We start from the raw sequence: 17,148 nt of genomic DNA, 5'->3' as shown, positions 1-17,148 counted from the left end.
CCCGAGGACGGAAAGAGAAGCCTGAAGGCATGAAGATTTTTATTTCTGAAAATACTAATTTATTCCCCCAGGAAAAGGCCTGCCGGGAAGAAAACCCGGCAGGCAATGCCATCAGTTGATAACCTGCACGACTTTGCGCGTGGTCGGTTCAACGATTACTCGCTGCTTGTTGACGATGGCATAAGAATATTTCGGTTCGTCCGGAACCTGATGAATGACCACAGTCGAAGGAAGCGGCTCGCCCACAACGACCTTTTCCTTCACGACAACTGTCTCGGCCGGCATCGGAGCCTCCCGAACATAGGTAACGACGCGCGGGGGCGGCGGATCGATAGCTGTGCCTGCGACGGCGCCCACGACGCCACCAACGGCTGCGCCGACCGGGCCGCCTACGATTGCCCCGGTAATCGCGCCGCCAGCGGCGCCGGTCACAGTCGATTCCTGAGCCTGAGCTCCGCCGGCGACCAGTATTGCGAACGTCAGGAAAGAAAGCTGTTTCATCTGCATGGGTGTTCCTCCTTCGGGCAGAATTTCTACAGCCAAACAATATTTTTCGATCTGCATCAGTTCCGGGCATAGGACTTTGTGCCCTGTCTGGAACACTTTCCGCCCAATTTGCTTGAAATCCCACCTGCAACCGCAGGCAAAAAGCAACACTTGCCAAGGTGGAATGATATGAAAACCCGAGTCCTCGCAATGACGGCTGCAATGATCGTTATGGGCACGTCGAGCGTTCTGCACGCGCAGACCGTCGTGATCAGCCCGGAACAGGAAGTTGTGATCCAGAAATACGTGACTGCGCACACGGTCACCTCAGTGGATGTGCCAAATGTCGATGTCGTGGTTGGCACTGCCCTTCCGGAAACGGTGGAGCTGCACAGGATTGATGCACCGGATGTGACCTACAGCTACGTCGTCGTTAACGGAAAGACCGCGATCGTCGATCCCGGCACCCGCAAGGTCATCAGGATCATGAACTAAGCCGGTAACCCGGGCGATCGATGGAGGCGAGATGTCACGTCGTCGTTCATCGATCCTGCAGGCTGTAAGATCATCTACGTTTTTACGATCTGACAGCTTTCCCGGCCACTCAGCGTTGGTCGCGGTGGCGCGACCAACAATTTGATCGGCTACCCGTGTGCCGAGCGGCACGAAATTTTCCGTCCTGCTGCTCTGGCGATATTTCGATGCTTTTTAGTGATGCGCCATGCAAAACGTTATCGTCGGCTCCCTACTGTTTCTCTGCTCATTACCCGTTGTTGGCGGTGGAATGAGGATTGCGTCCGATCTCAGGTCGCAGTCCCAGCCACCTGTCATTCTTGATGTAAATGAGGAGCCCTTGTGGACCACGCAGGTCAAGCGTGTTGATCCAAATGAGCAAGCCTATGAGCGTTTGCCGTCCGACGTTGATGACGCGCTCCTCGCTTCCAATGATGTCCCGCGAAGCAAGCCATCCATAGAAGATAGCGGTCTACCGCTTGGAAAAGCGACTGGGATTGATGTCGCGGAGCACAAATCAGATGAATGGTGCTCCCGCAAATACCGGTCGTATGTGAAGGCCGATAAAAGTTACCAACCCTTCAGTGGCGGGCCACGCAGGCGCTGCGTCCCACCGATAGATCTGGTCGAGACGGAGAAGCGACCGCAAATCGCCTCGCTGAACGACGACCATGTTGCCTGGTGTATGAGCCGGTATCGGTCTTACCAGCCTGAGGACAATTCTTATCAGCCGTTTTCAGGTCCGAGGAGAAAGTGCCAATCTGGTCTAGAAACGCCAGATCAGCGCTACCGGACAACTCTACTCGCCCAACAGGTTCCCAATTAGACAGACGACCTCTGCCGTCCTCGATGGCGGCTCTTTCAGTAGGCCAGCCAGCCAAGAAATTGCCAATACTCCAACATCATTGTCTGATTCCACTGGTTGTCTCCTTCCCCTCGCCGTTGCGTGCTGTCACGAGGGCGTATAGAGGAAGAGGGAATGCCGATGCGCCGGGCGAAGGCCACGTTCAAAGTGCTTGCTGAGCCCTATCGGAGCTGTTCGGCTACATCCTTAACCGCAGGTTCAGCGCTACACTAGCAGGTATTTCACCGGTGAGCCCTGGTGCTGACAGTTGCAGTCGGCAGCCATGGACGGTCGGTCGAAAACTGGTTTGCCGATCATGGTTGCCCCTCATTATGGCTTCGGCTCGATGTCATTGCTCGAGCTGTGAAACCAGCGCCTGCATGGTCACACGCAGTCCGTCAGGATCGTAATTGATCTCGACGCCCCCGGTTCCCAGGAGGCCCATGCGGATCAGCTTCGATCCAAACCCTTTTGCCGACGGCAGTTCCACCGGCGGGCCGTCCTGTTCGTTCCACTCGACAACAACCATGCCATCCCCACCGACGGGCTCAACCCTCCAGGTCACGATGACCTTTCCGCCGTCGCTCGACCACGCGCCATATTTCAGGGCGTTGGTGCCGAGTTCGTGCATGAGAAGGCCAAGGCTGAGCGCAGTCCGCGGCCCGATTTCAAGGTCGGAACCTGACAGACGGTAACGATCCGGAAGAGAGAGTTGTCGAAGCGCGGTATCGATCACGGTCATCATACGCGCCGATGACCAGTCGTGAGTGAGCAGTACTTCATGCGCCTTTGAAAGTGCGTGCAGCCTGCTGACAAACGCTTCGACGGGCGCTCTGTCGGTGACGGGCCGAAGGGTCTGGGTCGCAATTGCCTGAACCATCGCCATCGTGTTCTTCAGCCGATGGCTTATCTCATGGTTGAGAACCTGCTGTTCCTGTTCCGCACGTATCCGCGATATTGCTTCGCGGGTGCGATCGGCAATCGTCCGCACGAAATCCCGTTCTTCTGAAGAAAATTCGTGCGGCTTTTCGTAATGCAAAAACATGACGCCGACGAAAGCGCCCCGCTCAAGAATAGGGACGTTGACGAGGACGGAGATGCCCAGCGAGTTCAAAAGCTCCGCTGACGCCGAGGTTCTTGGATCGGCCGCAACGTCAGCTATGATGACCAGTTAGCCACGCTTGAGGTCTTCAATATAGGAACCGTAATCGCGAAATTGATGCTGGCCGGCAACGGTGAACATTCCGGGCGCGCGCCAGTCAGGCAGCATCTCCACGGTCTCGGCGATCGGATCGACGATGCCATAACCGGCTCGCGTTGCCCCTTGCAGGTTTCGAGCCATGATTTCCGCTGCTGCGAAAGCGACCTCGGCGACCGAGTCGAGTTCGCGGATCTTTTCGCCCAGCTCCAGAAAAGCCAGCTCCCGGTCTTCCGACAGCTTTTGGGCTGTCGCGTTTCTCGCCACCTTGATGAAGCCGGAAAGATGGGATGAGGAGTGATTGGGCATCGGGCGTATGGTGCCGTCAAGAAACACCCGCGTACCATCGGCGGCAAGATGCCATCGGCGATCAGGTGCAACACCGTCGCGGCCCGCCGTTTCGATCTCAAACTGCGGAATATTCGCCGCCCGATCTTCCTGTGTAAAAATTTCTTCGAACGGTCTGCCGAGCATCTGCGCTTCCGACCAGCCGAAAGTCTCCTCCGCGCCGCCGAACCAGCTGGTGATGCGTTGGTTTTCATCAAGCGTCAGGATGATGTAATCCTTGGCGCCTTCGACGATCAGTCGCAGCTTCGTCTCGCTGTTGCGTAGCGCCTCCACCGCCCGCATCCGATCGGTGACGTCAACGAAGATGATGACGAATTTATCGTTGCCAGTCGCCTGGACATAGCCGTCGAACCAGCGATCCAGGGAGCGAATCTTGCGAGTGAAACGCTTGCTTTGCCTGGTCTCCATCGCTTCGGCGACATCGGAAATCCATTCTTCCTCGAAGTCGGGGAAGACATCCCGCATTGTTCGGCCCGGGACGCCATCTCCGGGCAAGCCAAGGAGAACACTCCAGGCCGGGTTGATTTATCAAACCGCCAGTCGATGATCGTTCCTTCAAGATCGCGGATCACGGAGCCAACGACGATGCCTTCTTCCAGCTGTTGAAAGAGTGTTCCCCATCGACGCTCGGAGAGGAAGGTCGCAATCTGATTGGAGACGACGCGCCCGATCCGGCTCAGCAACTCCAGCTCGCTTTCGGTCCAGTTTCGCGGCTCTCCGTCGATTGCCGCGAGCGCACCGATTACCAGGCCATCCGGCATCGTGACCGGGACACCCATGTATGAAATCACGCCGAGATCGGTGATGGCCAGATTGTCCCTGACGAGGTCGTGGAGCGTCGCATCCCCGATGATGAGAGGTATCTTGTCGCGAACCACGTGCTGGCAGAAGGAATGCGTCAGCGGCGTTTCTGCCGCCTCGGCCCATTTTTCCGGAAGGCCGAGATGGGCGATGAAGACCTGCCGGTGCTCATCAAGAATGGAAATCAGTGCCACCGGAGATTTCAGCCCGGCTTTGACAACCTCGATAATATCCTGGAATTCGGATTGGCCCTGAACATCAAGCAAACCAGAATTGCGAACGGCTTCAATGCGTTCAGATGGTGAGTTCAAGGTCAATCCCTAATCACGGATGCGTTTCACGCCGACAGAGCAGCGAGCAAACGGGGTGATAAAACGAGGCTTGGAGGCGCGGTGACGGACTGGTGCTCACCGTTCACAATGGTGTCGATGAATTCCAGCGCATTTTGCAGTCCGTTCATGGTGTAAGGTTTTTCGATCGCACCAAGGGCGCCCGCAAAATCCTCAGGAATCCGCTTCAGATTTCCGGAAACGAAGACATAGGGAATTGAACGGGACGCAAGATGACGGCCGACGTCGATACCCGTGGGACCGTCCAGCAACTGAATATCCACAAAGGCGAACTGTGGCGAGGACTTTTCGATCAAGGATAGAGCCTGCTTGCTTTCGGCGGCGACGCCGACGATCTCGTGTCCGGCCTCTTCGACCTCGCTCTCAAGCTCCATAGCCAGCAAAGCCTCGTCTTCAACAATCAAGATTTTCACGCGATATCCTTTCAGTCTTTTACAGAGAGCGTGACCCGCACGTCAGTACGGCGACCATCGACGGTCCTTACGATCGTTGCACGCAACTGCTTTAGTGACGCTTCCAGCATCTTCTTGCTGAAGGCGGCTTGTTCGCTATCCACTTCCACCGGGACAACGGTGTCAACGACCCGAATGAGGAAGTGACCGTTGAGTCGCTTCACTTCCAGATGCAGTTCACCACCGCCTTCTTTCAGTCCCCGGCCAATCGCGTCTCCAATGAGTTCGTTGATGATCAAGGCCAGAGGAGATGCCTTGGTTGCTGGAACCACGACCTCGTGAAGGTCTGTCGTGAGACTGATATCGGTCCGTTTCAAGGCACCGATTTTGTCCAGCATCAGGGTGTTGGCGAAATCCGCCACGTCGAAATGGCCAACATCCTCATCGTTCAGAAGTTTGCGTTGAACGGTGCTCAGTGCTTCGACGCGGTTCAGCACGGACATCAGTGTCCGCTCGACGACCTCGTTGTCTGTCATTCGCGCCTGGAGCTTGACGATGGAAGCGATCGTCAGAAGATTGTTTTTCACGCGGTGGTCGACCTCATGCACGAGCGCGGTTTTTGCGCGCAAGGCCTCGGTCAGATCGGCCGTTCTGAGCGCCACTTCTTCCTCGGCAATGTGCCGGGCGCGGGCGAGTTCGGCTTCCTTACTCTTGATATTGGTGAAGTCGAGCTGCGAGGCGAAAAAGTAGATCACGGCTCCGGACACGTCGCGCACCGGGCTTACGAAAAGTGCATTCCAAAATTTGGATCCATCTTTCCTGTAGTTGAGGATATCGACGGCAATGTCTTTTTGCGATGCAACGGCGTCACGAAGTTTGGTGACGGCGTCCGGATTGGTCTGTGGTCCCTGCAGAAGTCGGCAGTTGCGTCCAATTAGCTCGCCAACCTCGTAGCCGGTGAGGGTGCAGAACGCCTTGTTGCAGAAAATGATGGGATTGTCCGGCTGCCGTGGGTCCGTAATCAGCATCGGCATGCGGGTGGCCTTGAATGCGGCCGCAAACGGATCTTCTGATGCATGCGCTGACACAAGACGCTCACCGGCGTCTTTGGCGTCCTGCCGGGAGTTCTGGTTATCGATCATTCAGCGCCCTGAGAATTGTACGCCGATGAAATGGGCCACTTCCGATTTTGTTCCAATGTCGCGGAAAAAAGAGCCCTTCTCCGATGCTCCAACGGACTCGCTTCTTATGACGCCTGCGACAAGCTGCCAGTACACGGGACCAATTGGAGGGGCGTTCCCGTGGCGGGATTCGTCGCTCCAGGCCAAGACACCTGGTTTCCAAACCAGGTTGGGGACGCCGTCACGCCATCTCAGGATGCGGGGATGCCGTCCCCTGAGCGACGAGCGGCGCAGAAGACTTAGAATCCGGGTGGGAAGCGTTAAGTCGCCGGGCAACAATATCGTGGTTGAGCCAAAGGACGGGACCCGCGGGTTCAGACGATTCGCCAAAGATCAGTTGCCCTGTTGCAGTCACAACGAGACTGCTCAGGAGATCACTAATCATCGTCTTGCCATCCCGATGCATCCGGGTGATCTCGTTTGACGTGCCGATGGTCAAATCGGCCTGTGCCTGGCTGTTTGCCATGGGCCATGCCGAAAAATCATAGAATGGACGCATGACCTCGCTGGCCTGCATGTCGGTGATCTTCCGGAAAACATCGTTCATGGTTAAGCCGTCCATGAGTAACTGCTCGCAGGCCTGCCATTGTTCGTCGGCCCATTCGCTCCCGTTTTCCTTCTTCAACGCAAGCAGCAGTGGTATCAGGGGCAGCTCGATACCGGTGAACACGTCGGACGAATTGGTCCGGATTTCAGGGCAGTTGTAGACGGTTGCCTTAATGCCTTTCGCCCAGGCATCCTCGGCGATGCCTTCGAGACGCATCTTCGCATATCCCTGGGTGTAGTTGGTATAGGTTTGCCAACGATAGCTCCCATCGATCAAGACCGCCGATCCGTGATAGCCATAGGCCGTATATCGCACTTGTCCGCCCGAGGCTTCGATGCGCTCGCGGATCGCTGTGCTGAAGTCGATGAGATGGCGAAAGGTGTTCGCAGAAACATCGTCAAAATTCTGCAGAATGAGCTTTCCCATATCGCTGTCGAGCAGCGTCTGAGAAGACATGTGGCGGGGGCCAGTTCCCTTGTAGATTCGATTGGCGACGACCAGGAATGTCTTCGCCTTCGGAATGCCCCCGGCCATTGTGTGGGCGAAGAAAACATTGCGGCCATTAGCGATCATTCCGTCCAGAGCGGTCATGACCTTTGACAGCGATGCCTTGAAACGCGCAGTGGCAATGTCTCGACATTGCTCCAGATAGTCCCAGTCGAGCCTGTCGTGTTCCCAGCTCTCAAGCGTCATCTTTGCCAGAAGATCGGTTGGAGTCGGGCCGTCTGCCGGCGCATCGAGATCGAAACCCGCCATAAGCGGTATGTTGATGATCCTACCGCCCAACTGGGCCTCCGCAGAAGACAGTTCCTCGGCGTCGAGCGGCCGCAGGGCGTTATTCTCGTCGCGCCGTCCGACGGTGATCCCCACGATCTCCATTCCAGCCCGTCTGGCTTCGTCTAGCAGGCCGGTGGCATACCCGCGACCGAACAATTCGCCGAAGAGTACGAAAACATCGCCCTTACGGAAGATCGTGTTTTCGGAAAGACGATTCAACGCAACCGGATTTTCCATACTGTCAACTCTTTGCTTCGCGTTTCGTCGAGCAGGTGCCCATACGATCTGAGCAAGACATGACCGCATAGTTCGCCGATGGGAACTCATTTTCGGTGACTGCTCATTTCAAAACGTGAAGAGCCGCGCAATCCGAAAACACCTCGGGATTACATCCGCCTTTCGCCGCGGTTGCTTCAGTACGAATTAGCGACAGCATTGCCGGCGAAGAGTTGGGAATGATACCCATATTGCCGGTTTTCTATACGCAGACAGATTTTCGCTAAGCGGTTTCAGCGCGTTATTTCTCGGCGGCCGCCAACCTGCTCTTTTCACGAGTACTCGGAAGCGCCGTCTATAAACGGCTGTCCTTGACACAATCGAATTATAGGCGACCGGCCAGTTCCCTTGCACGTTGCTCTCGATCACCTGAACCGACTTTGGCGCGGCCGTATATTCGCCTGGCGAATGATGAATGGAAAAAACATTCATTTGATAAATCAGGCGGAGGCCGGAATAATACTTTACGAGCCAACGTGGCCAAGGCGGTTCATCGCTCAAAGAAATCAATAAAAAAGGGAACGAAATGAGGAAAAGTGCGGTTTTTCTATGCTTGGCGGCCTGCGCCAGCTTTGCGGTTTCTCCGGCTATTGCGAAGGATATTAAGGTAGGATTGAGCGGCACCGTGACATCGGTTGATCCGCATTTTTATAATGCCTCTCCAAACAACAGTATCGCCATGCAGATATTCGACAGGCTGACCGAGCGGACAGCCGAAGGGCAGCTTGTCGAGGGCCTTGCGACGAAATGGGAGGCCGTTTCCGAAACCAAATGGCGTTTTACCCTTCGTGAGGGAGTAAAATGGCATGACGGAAAACCCTTCACCGCCGATGACGTTGTTTTCACGCTCAGCCGCGCTGGAAATGTTCCAAATAGCCCCGGCGGGTTCGGCGGTTTCATCAGAAATGTCGCAAGCGTCGAAACCGATGGAAATCTTGCGGTCCTAATCACCACTAAGGCACCGGCGCCTACCCCTGACATGGCACTCAAAAGGAAAAGCAAGGACAGACCTGCGTGCACTACTTGACCCCCGTTGACGCTTACATCCTGCTTGAGATGAAAAGGAAGGATAAGTACGCAACAGTAAACAGGGCTCTGTTTACGCTGCGAATGCTGGGAATCGCGGTCCGTCTCAGAGGGTCACCCTCGTCGAAATAGTCGTCGGGAACCGGTTGCCATGTCTGGTTACCCGTCCGGGAGGCGTGACGGGTCGATCAACCCGTCCTGATGTTGAGTACACGAAGGGCATTGAGAATGACGACCACGTCAATGACCTGCTGCAATAATGCGCCTTCAACGGCTGTGAGGTAACCAAATGCAGCAGCAAGCATGCCGAGCGTCGACAATCCCATGCCGGCGACGACGCTCTGTGTCGCAATCTGCCGACACCGTCTCGAAATTCTGATGCCTTGAACCACCAGGTCAAGGCGGTCCACAAGGAGGACGGCATCCGCGGCCTCGGTTGCTGCGGCTGAGCCATGGACCCCCATTGCAAGACCGATATCCGCTGCGGCCAGGGCTGGCGCGTCATTGACGCCGTCGCCAATCATCAGAACGGGCTGTTTCCTTTTTTCTGCGTTTACGATCTCGATCTTTTGTGCCGGAGAAAGTTCCGCACGGACCTCGTCCAGAGGCAGATCCGCACTGATCATTTTTGCGACATCCTTCCGGTCGCCGGTCGCAAGGATAATGCGGTTTACGCCAATCTCCTTGAAGTTTCTGAGAACGGCATCGCTTCCGTCTCGGAGCCTGTCCGAAAAGAGCAGAATGCCACCGAAGTTGCCATCGATTGCGACCGCAGCTGCCATGGTTCCGGGGCGATCGGCGTGGGGTATGTCGATGCCAAGCTTATCGGCGATATAGGCTATTCCCCCGATCGCCACGTTTCGACCGTCGACGATGCCGGAGACACCTTCGCCAGGATTTTCGGCGACGTTCATCGGTTGTGAGAGTTCCATGGTGCGGGCCTGGGCTGCCTGCACCAGGGCTTTTGCCGCCACATGGTTCGATGCCTGATCCAGGGATGCGGATAATCTCAGAAGCTCTGCCTCAGGGATTGCTGCATCGATCCCCGAAAGTGTTGGTGAACCTTCCGTCAGTGTTCCAGTCTTGTCGATAACGAGGATACGGATCGTTCCAAGGCCTTCCAGCACACGGGCGCCTTTTACGAGAAGCCCCAGACGCGCCACCCTAGATACGCCGGCCGTCCAGGCGATTGGAACGGCCAATATCAGCGGGCATGGGGTAGCGATGACGAGAACTGCAACCGCGCGAACGGGATCTCCGGACAGCATCCACGCTAGCGAGGCAAGCCCAATCGTCACCACCAGGAATAAAAGTGCGTAACGGTCAGCCATTCGCGCCATGGGTGCCTTGCTGCGTTGAGCGGTTTCCACCAGGCGCAAAATTCCGGCATATGTGCTGTCCGCGGCGCGTGTCGTCGCGGTCATTTCGAAGAGGTCGCCGACGTTGGCAGCGCCACTCAGAACTGTTTCGCCCCTGTTCCGCTTGACTGGCAGCGGTTCGCCCGTCAGGGCAGATTCATCGAGCGTTGCGATGTCATCGCCAATTATCCCATCGACGGGGACAAGGTCGCCACGGCGTACGACGAGGACATCGCCCATGTCGATTTCCTCAATTGACACTTCCTCGATGTGATTGCCGTTTCGCCGGTTGGCTTTCCTGGGGGCTCGCGACAGGAGGGCGGTCATCTCGCGTCTGGCGCGTCCTTCAGCTGCATGCTCAAGATATTGCCCGCCGGAATACATGAGCGCCACGACGGCCCCCGCCATGTATTCGCCAAAAACAAGCGCGCCGGTCATCGATATCATGGCGATCAGGTCGAGCCCGAGTTCACCCGCGCGGAGACTTTTCAGGATTTGAAAAACCAGAGTGACGAGAACCGGAATTGTCCCGGCGATCAGCGCGAATTTTGAAAGTCCGATAAGATTGCCGTATTGTGCCCCGACGCCTACCGCGAGCCCGAGGATTGGGAAGATTGGCAATAGCATCCGGATTATTCTTGTCGTTTCATACGGAAGCATGTGCGACCTTCTGACGATTGCTCGACATTGAACAGGTATTTTACATATATTAAAAATTGCATTCGAAAAAGATATCCACCTTAAGACTTGATATGTAGGAGTTGTCGAAAGAGCGGTTGAGCAGGATGCCAGGGGCGGAGGGCGGCAGTGACAGACCTAGCTATTTTACACGTATGCAGTCCCAATATTGGCGAAGCCCAAATATTGTCCGTGGTAAACGCCACGAAGGCCCTCTGCGGATATCTTTCCGTTTTTGTTATTGGCACATCCGCCGTTCCTCCCATCGGTGCACACGTCAGCAATGTCTCTGTTCCCTGGATGAAGGAAAGGCAAAGGGACCAAGCGCAGATTGATAAGACGGTGCGGGAACTCGAAGGTTTCCTGGCTGGCACGGGTATCCCCTACAATGTGGAAAGTGCCTATACGGAAGTGTTCAGCGTTGATAACGAGGTTGATCGGAGGGCGAGACTAGCCGATCTTGTCATGATCGGTGCCGATCTTCTCGGCGATCAAAACACCTTGGAGGCCGTTCTTGACGGTGCCTGGTTTCATGCCGACGTGCCTGTGCTGTTCGACCCCGCAGCATCGCTGGTTTTCGACAATCCGACTGTAATGATTGCCTGGCAGGAAACCGCGGAGGCGTCTTCTGCGGTGAGGGCCAGCGTGCCCCTTCTGAAACTCGCCGGGTCGGTCCACATTGTCATCGTTGACGATAACCGCGATCTACGCGATCCGGCGGCAGGCTTATTATCCTATCTTTCTTCTCGCGGCGTCGAAAACCTGTCAGCAGAAGTCGTGCCGCGCAATGATCGTCTGGTGTCTCACGTTTTAGATGATCACGCCGAGAGAGTAGGTGCGAATCTTGTGGTGATGGGAGCCTATGGCCACGCAAGACTTCGGGAATGGGTGTTCGGCGGGGTTACGCGTTCCGTTGTCCAGCATCTGACAAGGCCGACATTTATGGCCCGCTAACCGGCGCAGGCATCGCTGGAGCCTGCCCCGCTCGGTTCATGCCCGGCGGAAACAGCGGGGTGGAGGAAACCTCTAGCCAGCTTTCTGCCCGTTGACATGAGCTGCAGTCCTTTCCGGCACGAAAAGATTATCAGCCATGAAGTCAACGAATACGCGGATTTTTGGCGATAGATAACGGCTTGTCGGCCAAAGGACGCGGAAAACACCCGCTTCTGCTGTGAAGTCTTGGAGTATCGAGACCAGCGTGCCTTGTTCGATCTGTTGAGCCACGGCGAAGTGTGGCAGGCAGGTTATGCCAAAGCCGTTTTCTGCGAGGTGGATAAGCGGTTCAAGCGTGCTGGCCACCGTCGTCGTCGGCAGCGCGATGCGCAGATCTTTGCCGCTTCTGGCCAGCGGCCATGGCTCCAGTTTGCCCGAGTTGGCAAATCGGTGATGCATGCAGCGATGACTTGACAGGTCCTCGGGAACGAGCGGGATGCCTTCTCTCTCCAGATAGGCAGGCGAGGCGACTATCCGGTGTCGGAAAGAACCAAGTTTGCGGCTCATCAGCCGCGTGTCGCGCACCTCGCCAGTGCGGACGACGGCATCGAAACCTTCTTCTATCACGTCAACCAGTCGGTCGGTAAAATCGAGATCCAGCGTGATGTCGGGATATGCTTTCATGAACGCGGATATTGCCGGCATAAGCAGCATTCCCGTCAGCGGAAAACTCACGCGCAACAGGCCATGAGGTTCGCTGTGGGACCTTGAAAGCTGCGCCTGCGCCCTGTCCAGCTCAGACAGAACGCGCCGACAGGTATCGAGAAAAAAGCTCCCTTCCTCCGTCAGCGTCATGCTGCGGGTCGAGCGATGGAAAAGCCGTACTCCCATCTCCTGCTCAAGCCGCGCAATGGCCTTGCCAACGGCGGAGCTGGAGAGCCCCAGCCTTTGAGAGGCTGCAACGAAGCTGCCGCCTTCCGCCGCCTGAACGAAAATACTCAGCGTACCAAGCTTATCCATATCGCTCCCATTAAGGAATATTCTTCCGCTCTGATTGGAATACGCGACTGTTTATCGCTTATCGCTCGGCCGATATCCAGTGGGACCCGACAATGGGTACCGATTTTCACGAAAGGAAAGCATATGGACAGGACATTCACCGCCGGATTTGCCATCGCCCCGGAGCCGACAACTTTCATCGTCAATGTCATTCATGCCCATCCGGGCAAGCAGGATGAAGCGTTTCAAATCATTCAGGACGTGGTCCACTACGTGGCAGAACGAAAGCCCGGATTTCTGTGGAGCAATCTTGCGAAGAGCACTGACGGGCTGACCGTGGTCAATATCGAAGCAATTCAGGGGGCGGGCAACGTAGACGAATTCTTTTCAGATCCGGTTTTCGTTGAAAAATTCCGTAAGCTCGACACCGTCTCCACCAGCGAATTCCATACATATACTGTCGGTGATCTCGTTTTGCCCAAATTGGGCAAGACGGGCTGACACCATGTCACATTCGTTCCCGGACAACCGCAAAACGGCCGCAGGATCAGATGGCAATCGATTGCCGATGGCGGCGCTGCTTGCCCTTGCCACGGCTGGCTTCATAACCATTTTGACGGAGGCCCTGCCAGCAGGGCTTCTTCCACAAATGAGCACGGACCTTGGCGTCAGCCCCGCTGTTGTCGGCCAACTCGTCACGGTTTACGCCATAGGGTCTCTGGTGGCGGCCATTCCGCTCACCGCAGCCACTCAGCGGTTTCGCCGCAAACCACTTCTCCTCTGCGCCATTGCCGGTTTTGCCGTGGCCAATACGATAACATCCGTCACGGACAGTTTTGGCATCCTGCTGATGGCGCGATTTTTTGCCGGCGTATCCGCAGGCCTGCTTTGGGCGATGGTTGCCGGTTACGCGGCGCGCATGGTTCCGGATGAGCTGAAGGGGCGCGCCATCGCTGTCGCGATGGTCGGTACGCCGCTGGCCCTGTCATTGGGTATTCCCGCCGGGACGCTGATAGGGTCCGAGATCGGTTGGCGAAGTACATTTTCGGCCATGACCGCGCTCACCGTGGTTTTGATCGGCTGGGTGTTGGTGAAGGTGCCCGATTATCCGGGCACCACGATCAACGAACGGATCACGATCGGCGGAGCGTTGGCAGCAGGTGGGATCAAGTCTGTCTTGATGGTGACGTTGCTGTTCGTCCTGGCGCACAACATCCTCTATACCTACATCGCCCCGCTCGTGGCTCCCGCGGAATTAACTCAGAAGCTCGACGTTGTTCTGCTGTTGTTCGGGGTAACGGCCATCGCAGGGATTGGTATTGTCGGCTATCTGATCGGGCGCTGGCTGCGCGAACTTGTGCTGGCAAGCATCATGCTCTTCGCTGGCGCCGCCTTGACCTTCGGCCTCGGAGGAAACGTGCCTGAACTCTTCTGGCTGGCAACCGGTGTATGGGGATTGGCTTTCGGTGGCGCAGCCACACTGTTTCAGACCGCTGCCGCCAAAACCTCGGGAAAGGCGTCGGAGGTAGCGCAAGCCATGATCGTGACCGCCTGGAACCTTGCGATTGCGGGCGGCGGCATCATTGGTGGCCTGTTGCTCGAACACTCCGGCATCAACTGGCTCGCCTGGTCGGTTTTGGCGCTACTGTCTCTCGCTTTTGTTATTGCTTACCTGGAAAAGGAGAGGGCATTTCCGTCGAAGCAATCTACTTGATGACAGACGTGAGCCGAATGCGGACATGATTTCCGCAAACGGCTCACGTCGTTCCTAAAAGCCGTCATCGCGGGCGCCTCGGACCAACTTCAAGGCGCCGCGCCTGGTGTCTGTCGCCATCGTTGCAGCTCAGCAAGTGTAAAGCGCGGCGTTATGTGCTGGGGGCAGTTCCAGTCGAAAGCTTCCACGCCGATGAGGACAAGACGTTCCACCCGAGCGGAATAGTCTGGCATGGTCAGCCTCTCCGCCAGCGACGGATCATCTGCTGCGTCGATGATCCGGATGCGTCCAAAAATTTTCAGGCGTTGCCGGTGTGCGTAGTCCATCAGGAACAGTGACACACGGTCATTTGCCGTCACATTACCTGTCGTAATGTATTGCCGGTTGCCGCGAAAATCTCCAAAGCCCAGGAGTGCCGGCTCGAGAACGGTGAGAAAACCGGCTGGTCCGCCCCTGTACTGGACGTAAGGCCAGCCCGTTTCCGAGACACTGGCAAGATAAAAACCGTCACGCTCCCCAATGAAGCCTGCCTCTGCGGGGCCAAGGCGCTGGCCCGGGGTCGTTTCATCCACGCCACCGCGCGCGGCAATCCGCGCCCATTGCTCCGCGCTTCCATACTTATCCTGCGCGGCCGCGACGGAAGGAGTCGTGGCAATATCGAGATATCTGCTCATTTTCCATCTGCCTTTCCAGAGGCCTGAACCGGCCTCAGTCTTGCAAAGCCCAGTCCGCAACCTGCCAGCGGATTTGTCCCCGATCGGCAACGACGTGGCCCAGCCCCGGGAACGGCATGTGCGTCGCTGCTATGAGTGTGCCTTCCGAAGCAGCGCGGGGAAAGAAGCGGTCGCGCATTGCCTTGGCCGCTGCCCGGTCCTGTTCGAACAGAAAGAACACGTCAGTCGCTGCCGGATGTACGACCGGAAAGATCATGTCTGAAACCATGATAAGGCTCTTTCCCTCATCTTCCACGCGAACACCGATATGGCCGGGTGTATGGCCGGTCAGGTCGACAATCGAGACGCCCCGCACGATTTCGCGCTCCCCGTCGATCGCCTGAAGTCTGGGGTAGAGACGCACGACCTCTTCCGCCATCTGAAAGCTGGTCTGAAGGTAATCCGGTGCGCCACTACGCTTGGCCGGGTCGGTCCAATGCTTGACGTCGCGTCGATCGATATAGACTTCCGCGTGCGGATAGTTGTTCCTGCCGCCGGCGATCAGGCCGCCCATGTGGTCCTGATGCATATGCGTCACGATCACCGCGTCAATCTGATCAAGCCGCAGACCGAGCCTGGCGAGGGCCTGCGGCAGGTTGCCGGTTTGCCCGATGGAGCCCGCTGCGCCGGCATCAATCAGGATGCGGCGTTGGCCATCATCGACGAGACACTGATTGAACAGAAATCGCACTCCGCTTGGCCTGGCGGTGAACTGGGCGGCAGCCGCCTGTTCCACCTCGGCCGGATCCCGCCCCGGGAAGAAGTTGTAAGGCATATCCGCATAACCATCCGTCAGCGCCGTCACCGTAAAGCGGCCGATGCGGATCTGCGCCAGCGGGGTTACGCTGGCCGGCGCCGCGACCGGTTCCGGCGTTGCGGCGATCGCCTGCGCACTATGGATCAGTCCTCCCCCGAGGAGGCCAAAAGGAAGGGCGCTGGCAAAGGCACGACGCGAAAGATCGGGCATGATGTCTTTCTCCTTATTGTGGCAATGGGGGAAGATCCCCGACGTCATGAAAGCTAGGATATCCAAAACCAATAGGGTATCCTGCGATTTCAGGAGATTACCTCTCAATTTATAGAAGGATGGAATGGATCGGTTCGAAGCGATGTCAGTGCTGCTGGCGGTGGTCGATGCCGGCAGCCTCTCGGCCGGCGCACGGCGATTGCAGGCGCCGCTCGCCACGGTCAGCCGCAAGGTCGCCGACCTCGAAAAGCATCTTGGTGCCCGTCTGGTGCTGCGTACCCGCCGCGGGCTGACCTTGACGGAGGAAGGGCGAAATTACGTCGCCGCTTCCCGGCGTATTCTGGGGGAACTGGACGCGGCTGAGCGGCAGGCAAGCGGCGATTACGGCGCGCTGCGCGGAGGGCTGCATATGACGGCTCCGATCGCGTTCGGGGAGCGCCACGTTCTGCCCATAGTGCTCGAATTCCTGAGGGAACAACCCGAAATCGACATGCGGCTGACGCTGACGGACCGTCAGATAAGTCTGGCGGATGAACCCGTTGACGTAGCGCTGCGTATCGGCCATCTGGCCGATAGCGCGCTGATCGCAACCCGTGTCGGTTCGGTCCGTCGGGTCGTCTGCGCCAGTCCTGACTATATCGCCCGGCGAGGTGTTCCGCTTGATCCCGATGACCTCGCCCGGCACGACGGTATAAGCTTCCAGGGCTTCGCGACCGCGCCCGAAGTTCGTTACCGCCGCGACGGGACGACCTTCAATGTCGAACCCCGCCCCAGGCTTGCGGTCAACACGACAGAGGCCGCAATTCAGGCAGCCATGTCCGGTATTGGCATCATCCGGGTGCTCTCCTACCAGGTCGCCGATCAACTGCGTTCCGGCGCCTTACAGGAAATTTTGACCGAGTTCGCACCTGAACCGCTGCCTGTTAATGTCATTCATGGGCCGGCCGAGCCCTTGTCGATGAAAGTGCGGTGCTTTCTCGACTGGCTCACACCCCGCCTGCGCGAGCGGATGGCTCAATGAGTTCCGCTCCGGACCCACGGCCGATT

At 57.1% G+C, this 17,148-nt stretch carries 17 protein-coding genes and 1 pseudogene; 7 read left to right on the top strand and 11 right to left on the bottom strand.

The genetic code is table 11. The annotated features are described in order from the left end of the window. Positions 1-111: 111 nt before the first annotated feature. Complete coding sequence (locus DOU54_RS26010; RefSeq protein ID WP_004446075.1) at positions 112-507, bottom strand: DUF1236 domain-containing protein; 396 nt, start codon at positions 505-507, stop codon at positions 112-114. A 168-nt stretch (positions 508-675) separates the two neighbouring features. On the opposite strand from DOU54_RS26010, the gene DOU54_RS26005 reads away from it, so the two are divergent. Both DOU54_RS26005 and DOU54_RS28515 read left to right on the top strand, forming a co-directional pair. After that, positions 676-981 carry a DUF1236 domain-containing protein gene (locus DOU54_RS26005; protein ID WP_034497513.1) on the top strand — a complete coding sequence of 102 codons (306 nt, stop codon included), beginning with the start codon at positions 676-678 and terminating at the stop codon, positions 979-981. A gap of 226 nt (positions 982-1,207) precedes the next feature. Continuing rightward, positions 1,208-1,825, top strand: coding sequence for a BA14K family protein (locus DOU54_RS28515; protein ID WP_113732076.1), 618 nt, complete (start codon positions 1,208-1,210; stop codon positions 1,823-1,825). A gap of 367 nt (positions 1,826-2,192) precedes the next feature. Here DOU54_RS28515 and DOU54_RS28315 read toward each other — a convergent pair whose 3' ends face one another. The 6 genes and pseudogenes from DOU54_RS28315 to DOU54_RS25980 form a co-directional block, all read right to left on the bottom strand. Next, positions 2,193-2,957, bottom strand: coding sequence for a sensor histidine kinase (locus DOU54_RS28315; RefSeq protein WP_286079962.1), 765 nt, complete (start codon positions 2,955-2,957; stop codon positions 2,193-2,195). A 57-nt stretch (positions 2,958-3,014) separates the two neighbouring features. After that, positions 3,015-3,854 carry a PAS domain-containing protein gene (locus tag DOU54_RS28310; protein ID WP_286079961.1) on the bottom strand — a complete coding sequence of 280 codons (840 nt, stop codon included), beginning with the start codon at positions 3,852-3,854 and terminating at the stop codon, positions 3,015-3,017. Between the two features lie 239 nt (positions 3,855-4,093). Continuing rightward, positions 4,094-4,384: pseudogene (locus DOU54_RS28305) on the bottom strand (GAF domain-containing protein); the annotation flags it as partial. 143 nt (positions 4,385-4,527) lie between these two features. Beyond that, a complete protein-coding gene (locus DOU54_RS25990; protein WP_004446066.1) occupies positions 4,528-4,953 on the bottom strand; it encodes a response regulator in 426 nt (141 codons plus the stop codon). An 11-nt stretch (positions 4,954-4,964) separates the two neighbouring features. Further along, positions 4,965-6,074: a PAS domain-containing protein gene (locus DOU54_RS25985; protein WP_113732075.1), complete on the bottom strand. Its 1,110-nt coding sequence runs from the start codon at positions 6,072-6,074 to the stop codon at positions 4,965-4,967. A gap of 220 nt (positions 6,075-6,294) precedes the next feature. Further along, the gene (locus DOU54_RS25980; protein WP_113732074.1) at positions 6,295-7,674 is read right to left on the bottom strand and encodes an enoyl ACP reductase FabMG family protein; all 1,380 of its coding nucleotides are present in this window, start codon (positions 7,672-7,674) and stop codon (positions 6,295-6,297) included. Positions 7,675-8,239: 565 nt separating this feature from the next. Between DOU54_RS25980 and DOU54_RS27620 the strand changes: the two genes are divergently transcribed. Beyond that, a complete protein-coding gene (locus DOU54_RS27620) occupies positions 8,240-8,740 on the top strand; it encodes an ABC transporter substrate-binding protein (protein ID WP_146617403.1) in 501 nt (166 codons plus the stop codon). 187 nt (positions 8,741-8,927) lie between these two features. Here the strand turns inward: DOU54_RS27620 and DOU54_RS25970 are convergent, their stop codons facing one another. Then, positions 8,928-10,724 carry a heavy metal translocating P-type ATPase gene (locus DOU54_RS25970; RefSeq protein WP_113732073.1) on the bottom strand — a complete coding sequence of 599 codons (1,797 nt, stop codon included), beginning with the start codon at positions 10,722-10,724 and terminating at the stop codon, positions 8,928-8,930. Between the two features lie 180 nt (positions 10,725-10,904). On the opposite strand from DOU54_RS25970, the gene DOU54_RS25965 reads away from it, so the two are divergent. Next, a complete protein-coding gene (locus DOU54_RS25965) occupies positions 10,905-11,729 on the top strand; it encodes a universal stress protein (RefSeq protein ID WP_146617402.1) in 825 nt (274 codons plus the stop codon). Positions 11,730-11,801: 72 nt separating this feature from the next. On the opposite strand, the gene DOU54_RS25960 is transcribed toward DOU54_RS25965, so the two are convergent. Next, complete coding sequence (locus DOU54_RS25960) at positions 11,802-12,728, bottom strand: LysR family transcriptional regulator (RefSeq protein ID WP_044459044.1); 927 nt, start codon at positions 12,726-12,728, stop codon at positions 11,802-11,804. 123 nt (positions 12,729-12,851) lie between these two features. Here DOU54_RS25960 and DOU54_RS25955 point away from each other — a divergent pair, with 123 nt between their 5' ends. Beyond that, complete coding sequence (locus DOU54_RS25955) at positions 12,852-13,208, top strand: antibiotic biosynthesis monooxygenase (protein WP_113732071.1); 357 nt, start codon at positions 12,852-12,854, stop codon at positions 13,206-13,208. A gap of 67 nt (positions 13,209-13,275) precedes the next feature. Beyond that, complete coding sequence (locus DOU54_RS25950) at positions 13,276-14,421, top strand: MFS transporter (protein ID WP_193603462.1); 1,146 nt, start codon at positions 13,276-13,278, stop codon at positions 14,419-14,421. Between the two features lie 89 nt (positions 14,422-14,510). Here the strand turns inward: DOU54_RS25950 and DOU54_RS25945 are convergent, their stop codons facing one another. Both DOU54_RS25945 and DOU54_RS25940 read right to left on the bottom strand, forming a co-directional pair. After that, positions 14,511-15,095 carry a pyridoxamine 5'-phosphate oxidase family protein gene (locus tag DOU54_RS25945; RefSeq protein ID WP_113732069.1) on the bottom strand — a complete coding sequence of 195 codons (585 nt, stop codon included), beginning with the start codon at positions 15,093-15,095 and terminating at the stop codon, positions 14,511-14,513. A 34-nt stretch (positions 15,096-15,129) separates the two neighbouring features. Next, a complete protein-coding gene (locus DOU54_RS25940) occupies positions 15,130-16,101 on the bottom strand; it encodes an MBL fold metallo-hydrolase (RefSeq protein ID WP_113732068.1) in 972 nt (323 codons plus the stop codon). A 124-nt stretch (positions 16,102-16,225) separates the two neighbouring features. Here DOU54_RS25940 and DOU54_RS25935 point away from each other — a divergent pair, with 124 nt between their 5' ends. Continuing rightward, entirely contained in the window at positions 16,226-17,122 is an 897-nt protein-coding gene (locus DOU54_RS25935) for a LysR family transcriptional regulator (protein WP_113732067.1), read from the top strand. The last annotated feature ends 26 nt before the right edge of the window (positions 17,123-17,148 follow it).

Origin of the sequence: Agrobacterium sp. MS2, from assembly GCF_003261015.1 — a bacterium.
Lineage (GTDB): Bacteria > Pseudomonadota > Alphaproteobacteria > Rhizobiales > Rhizobiaceae > Agrobacterium > Agrobacterium pusense.
The sequence above is the reverse complement of the archived record's forward strand: the minus strand, read 5'-3'. Positions and strand labels throughout refer to the sequence as shown.

Excerpts from the sequence above, each read along its gene's own strand:
- DOU54_RS25985 (WP_113732075.1), bottom strand. The coding sequence starts at position 6,074 with ATGATCGATAACCAGAACTCCCGGCAGGACGCCAAAGACGCCGGTGAG.
- DOU54_RS25980 (WP_113732074.1), bottom strand. The coding sequence starts at position 7,674 with ATGGAAAATCCGGTTGCGTTGAATCGTCTTTCCGAAAACACGATCTTC.
- DOU54_RS25950 (WP_193603462.1), top strand. The coding sequence starts at position 13,276 with ATGGCGGCGCTGCTTGCCCTTGCCACGGCTGGCTTCATAACCATTTTG.
- DOU54_RS26010 (WP_004446075.1), bottom strand. The coding sequence starts at position 507 with ATGCAGATGAAACAGCTTTCTTTCCTGACGTTCGCAATACTGGTCGCC.
- DOU54_RS25940 (WP_113732068.1), bottom strand. The coding sequence starts at position 16,101 with ATGCCCGATCTTTCGCGTCGTGCCTTTGCCAGCGCCCTTCCTTTTGGC.
- DOU54_RS27620 (WP_146617403.1), top strand. The coding sequence starts at position 8,240 with ATGAGGAAAAGTGCGGTTTTTCTATGCTTGGCGGCCTGCGCCAGCTTT.
- DOU54_RS28310 (WP_286079961.1), bottom strand. The coding sequence starts at position 3,854 with ATGCGGGATGTCTTCCCCGACTTCGAGGAAGAATGGATTTCCGATGTC.
- DOU54_RS25970 (WP_113732073.1), bottom strand. The coding sequence starts at position 10,724 with ATGCTATTGCCAATCTTCCCAATCCTCGGGCTCGCGGTAGGCGTCGGG.
- DOU54_RS28515 (WP_113732076.1), top strand. The coding sequence starts at position 1,208 with ATGCAAAACGTTATCGTCGGCTCCCTACTGTTTCTCTGCTCATTACCC.
- DOU54_RS25955 (WP_113732071.1), top strand. The coding sequence starts at position 12,852 with ATGGACAGGACATTCACCGCCGGATTTGCCATCGCCCCGGAGCCGACA.
- DOU54_RS25960 (WP_044459044.1), bottom strand. The coding sequence starts at position 12,728 with ATGGATAAGCTTGGTACGCTGAGTATTTTCGTTCAGGCGGCGGAAGGC.
- DOU54_RS26005 (WP_034497513.1), top strand. The coding sequence starts at position 676 with ATGAAAACCCGAGTCCTCGCAATGACGGCTGCAATGATCGTTATGGGC.
- DOU54_RS25945 (WP_113732069.1), bottom strand. The coding sequence starts at position 15,095 with ATGAGCAGATATCTCGATATTGCCACGACTCCTTCCGTCGCGGCCGCG.
- DOU54_RS25935 (WP_113732067.1), top strand. The coding sequence starts at position 16,226 with ATGGATCGGTTCGAAGCGATGTCAGTGCTGCTGGCGGTGGTCGATGCC.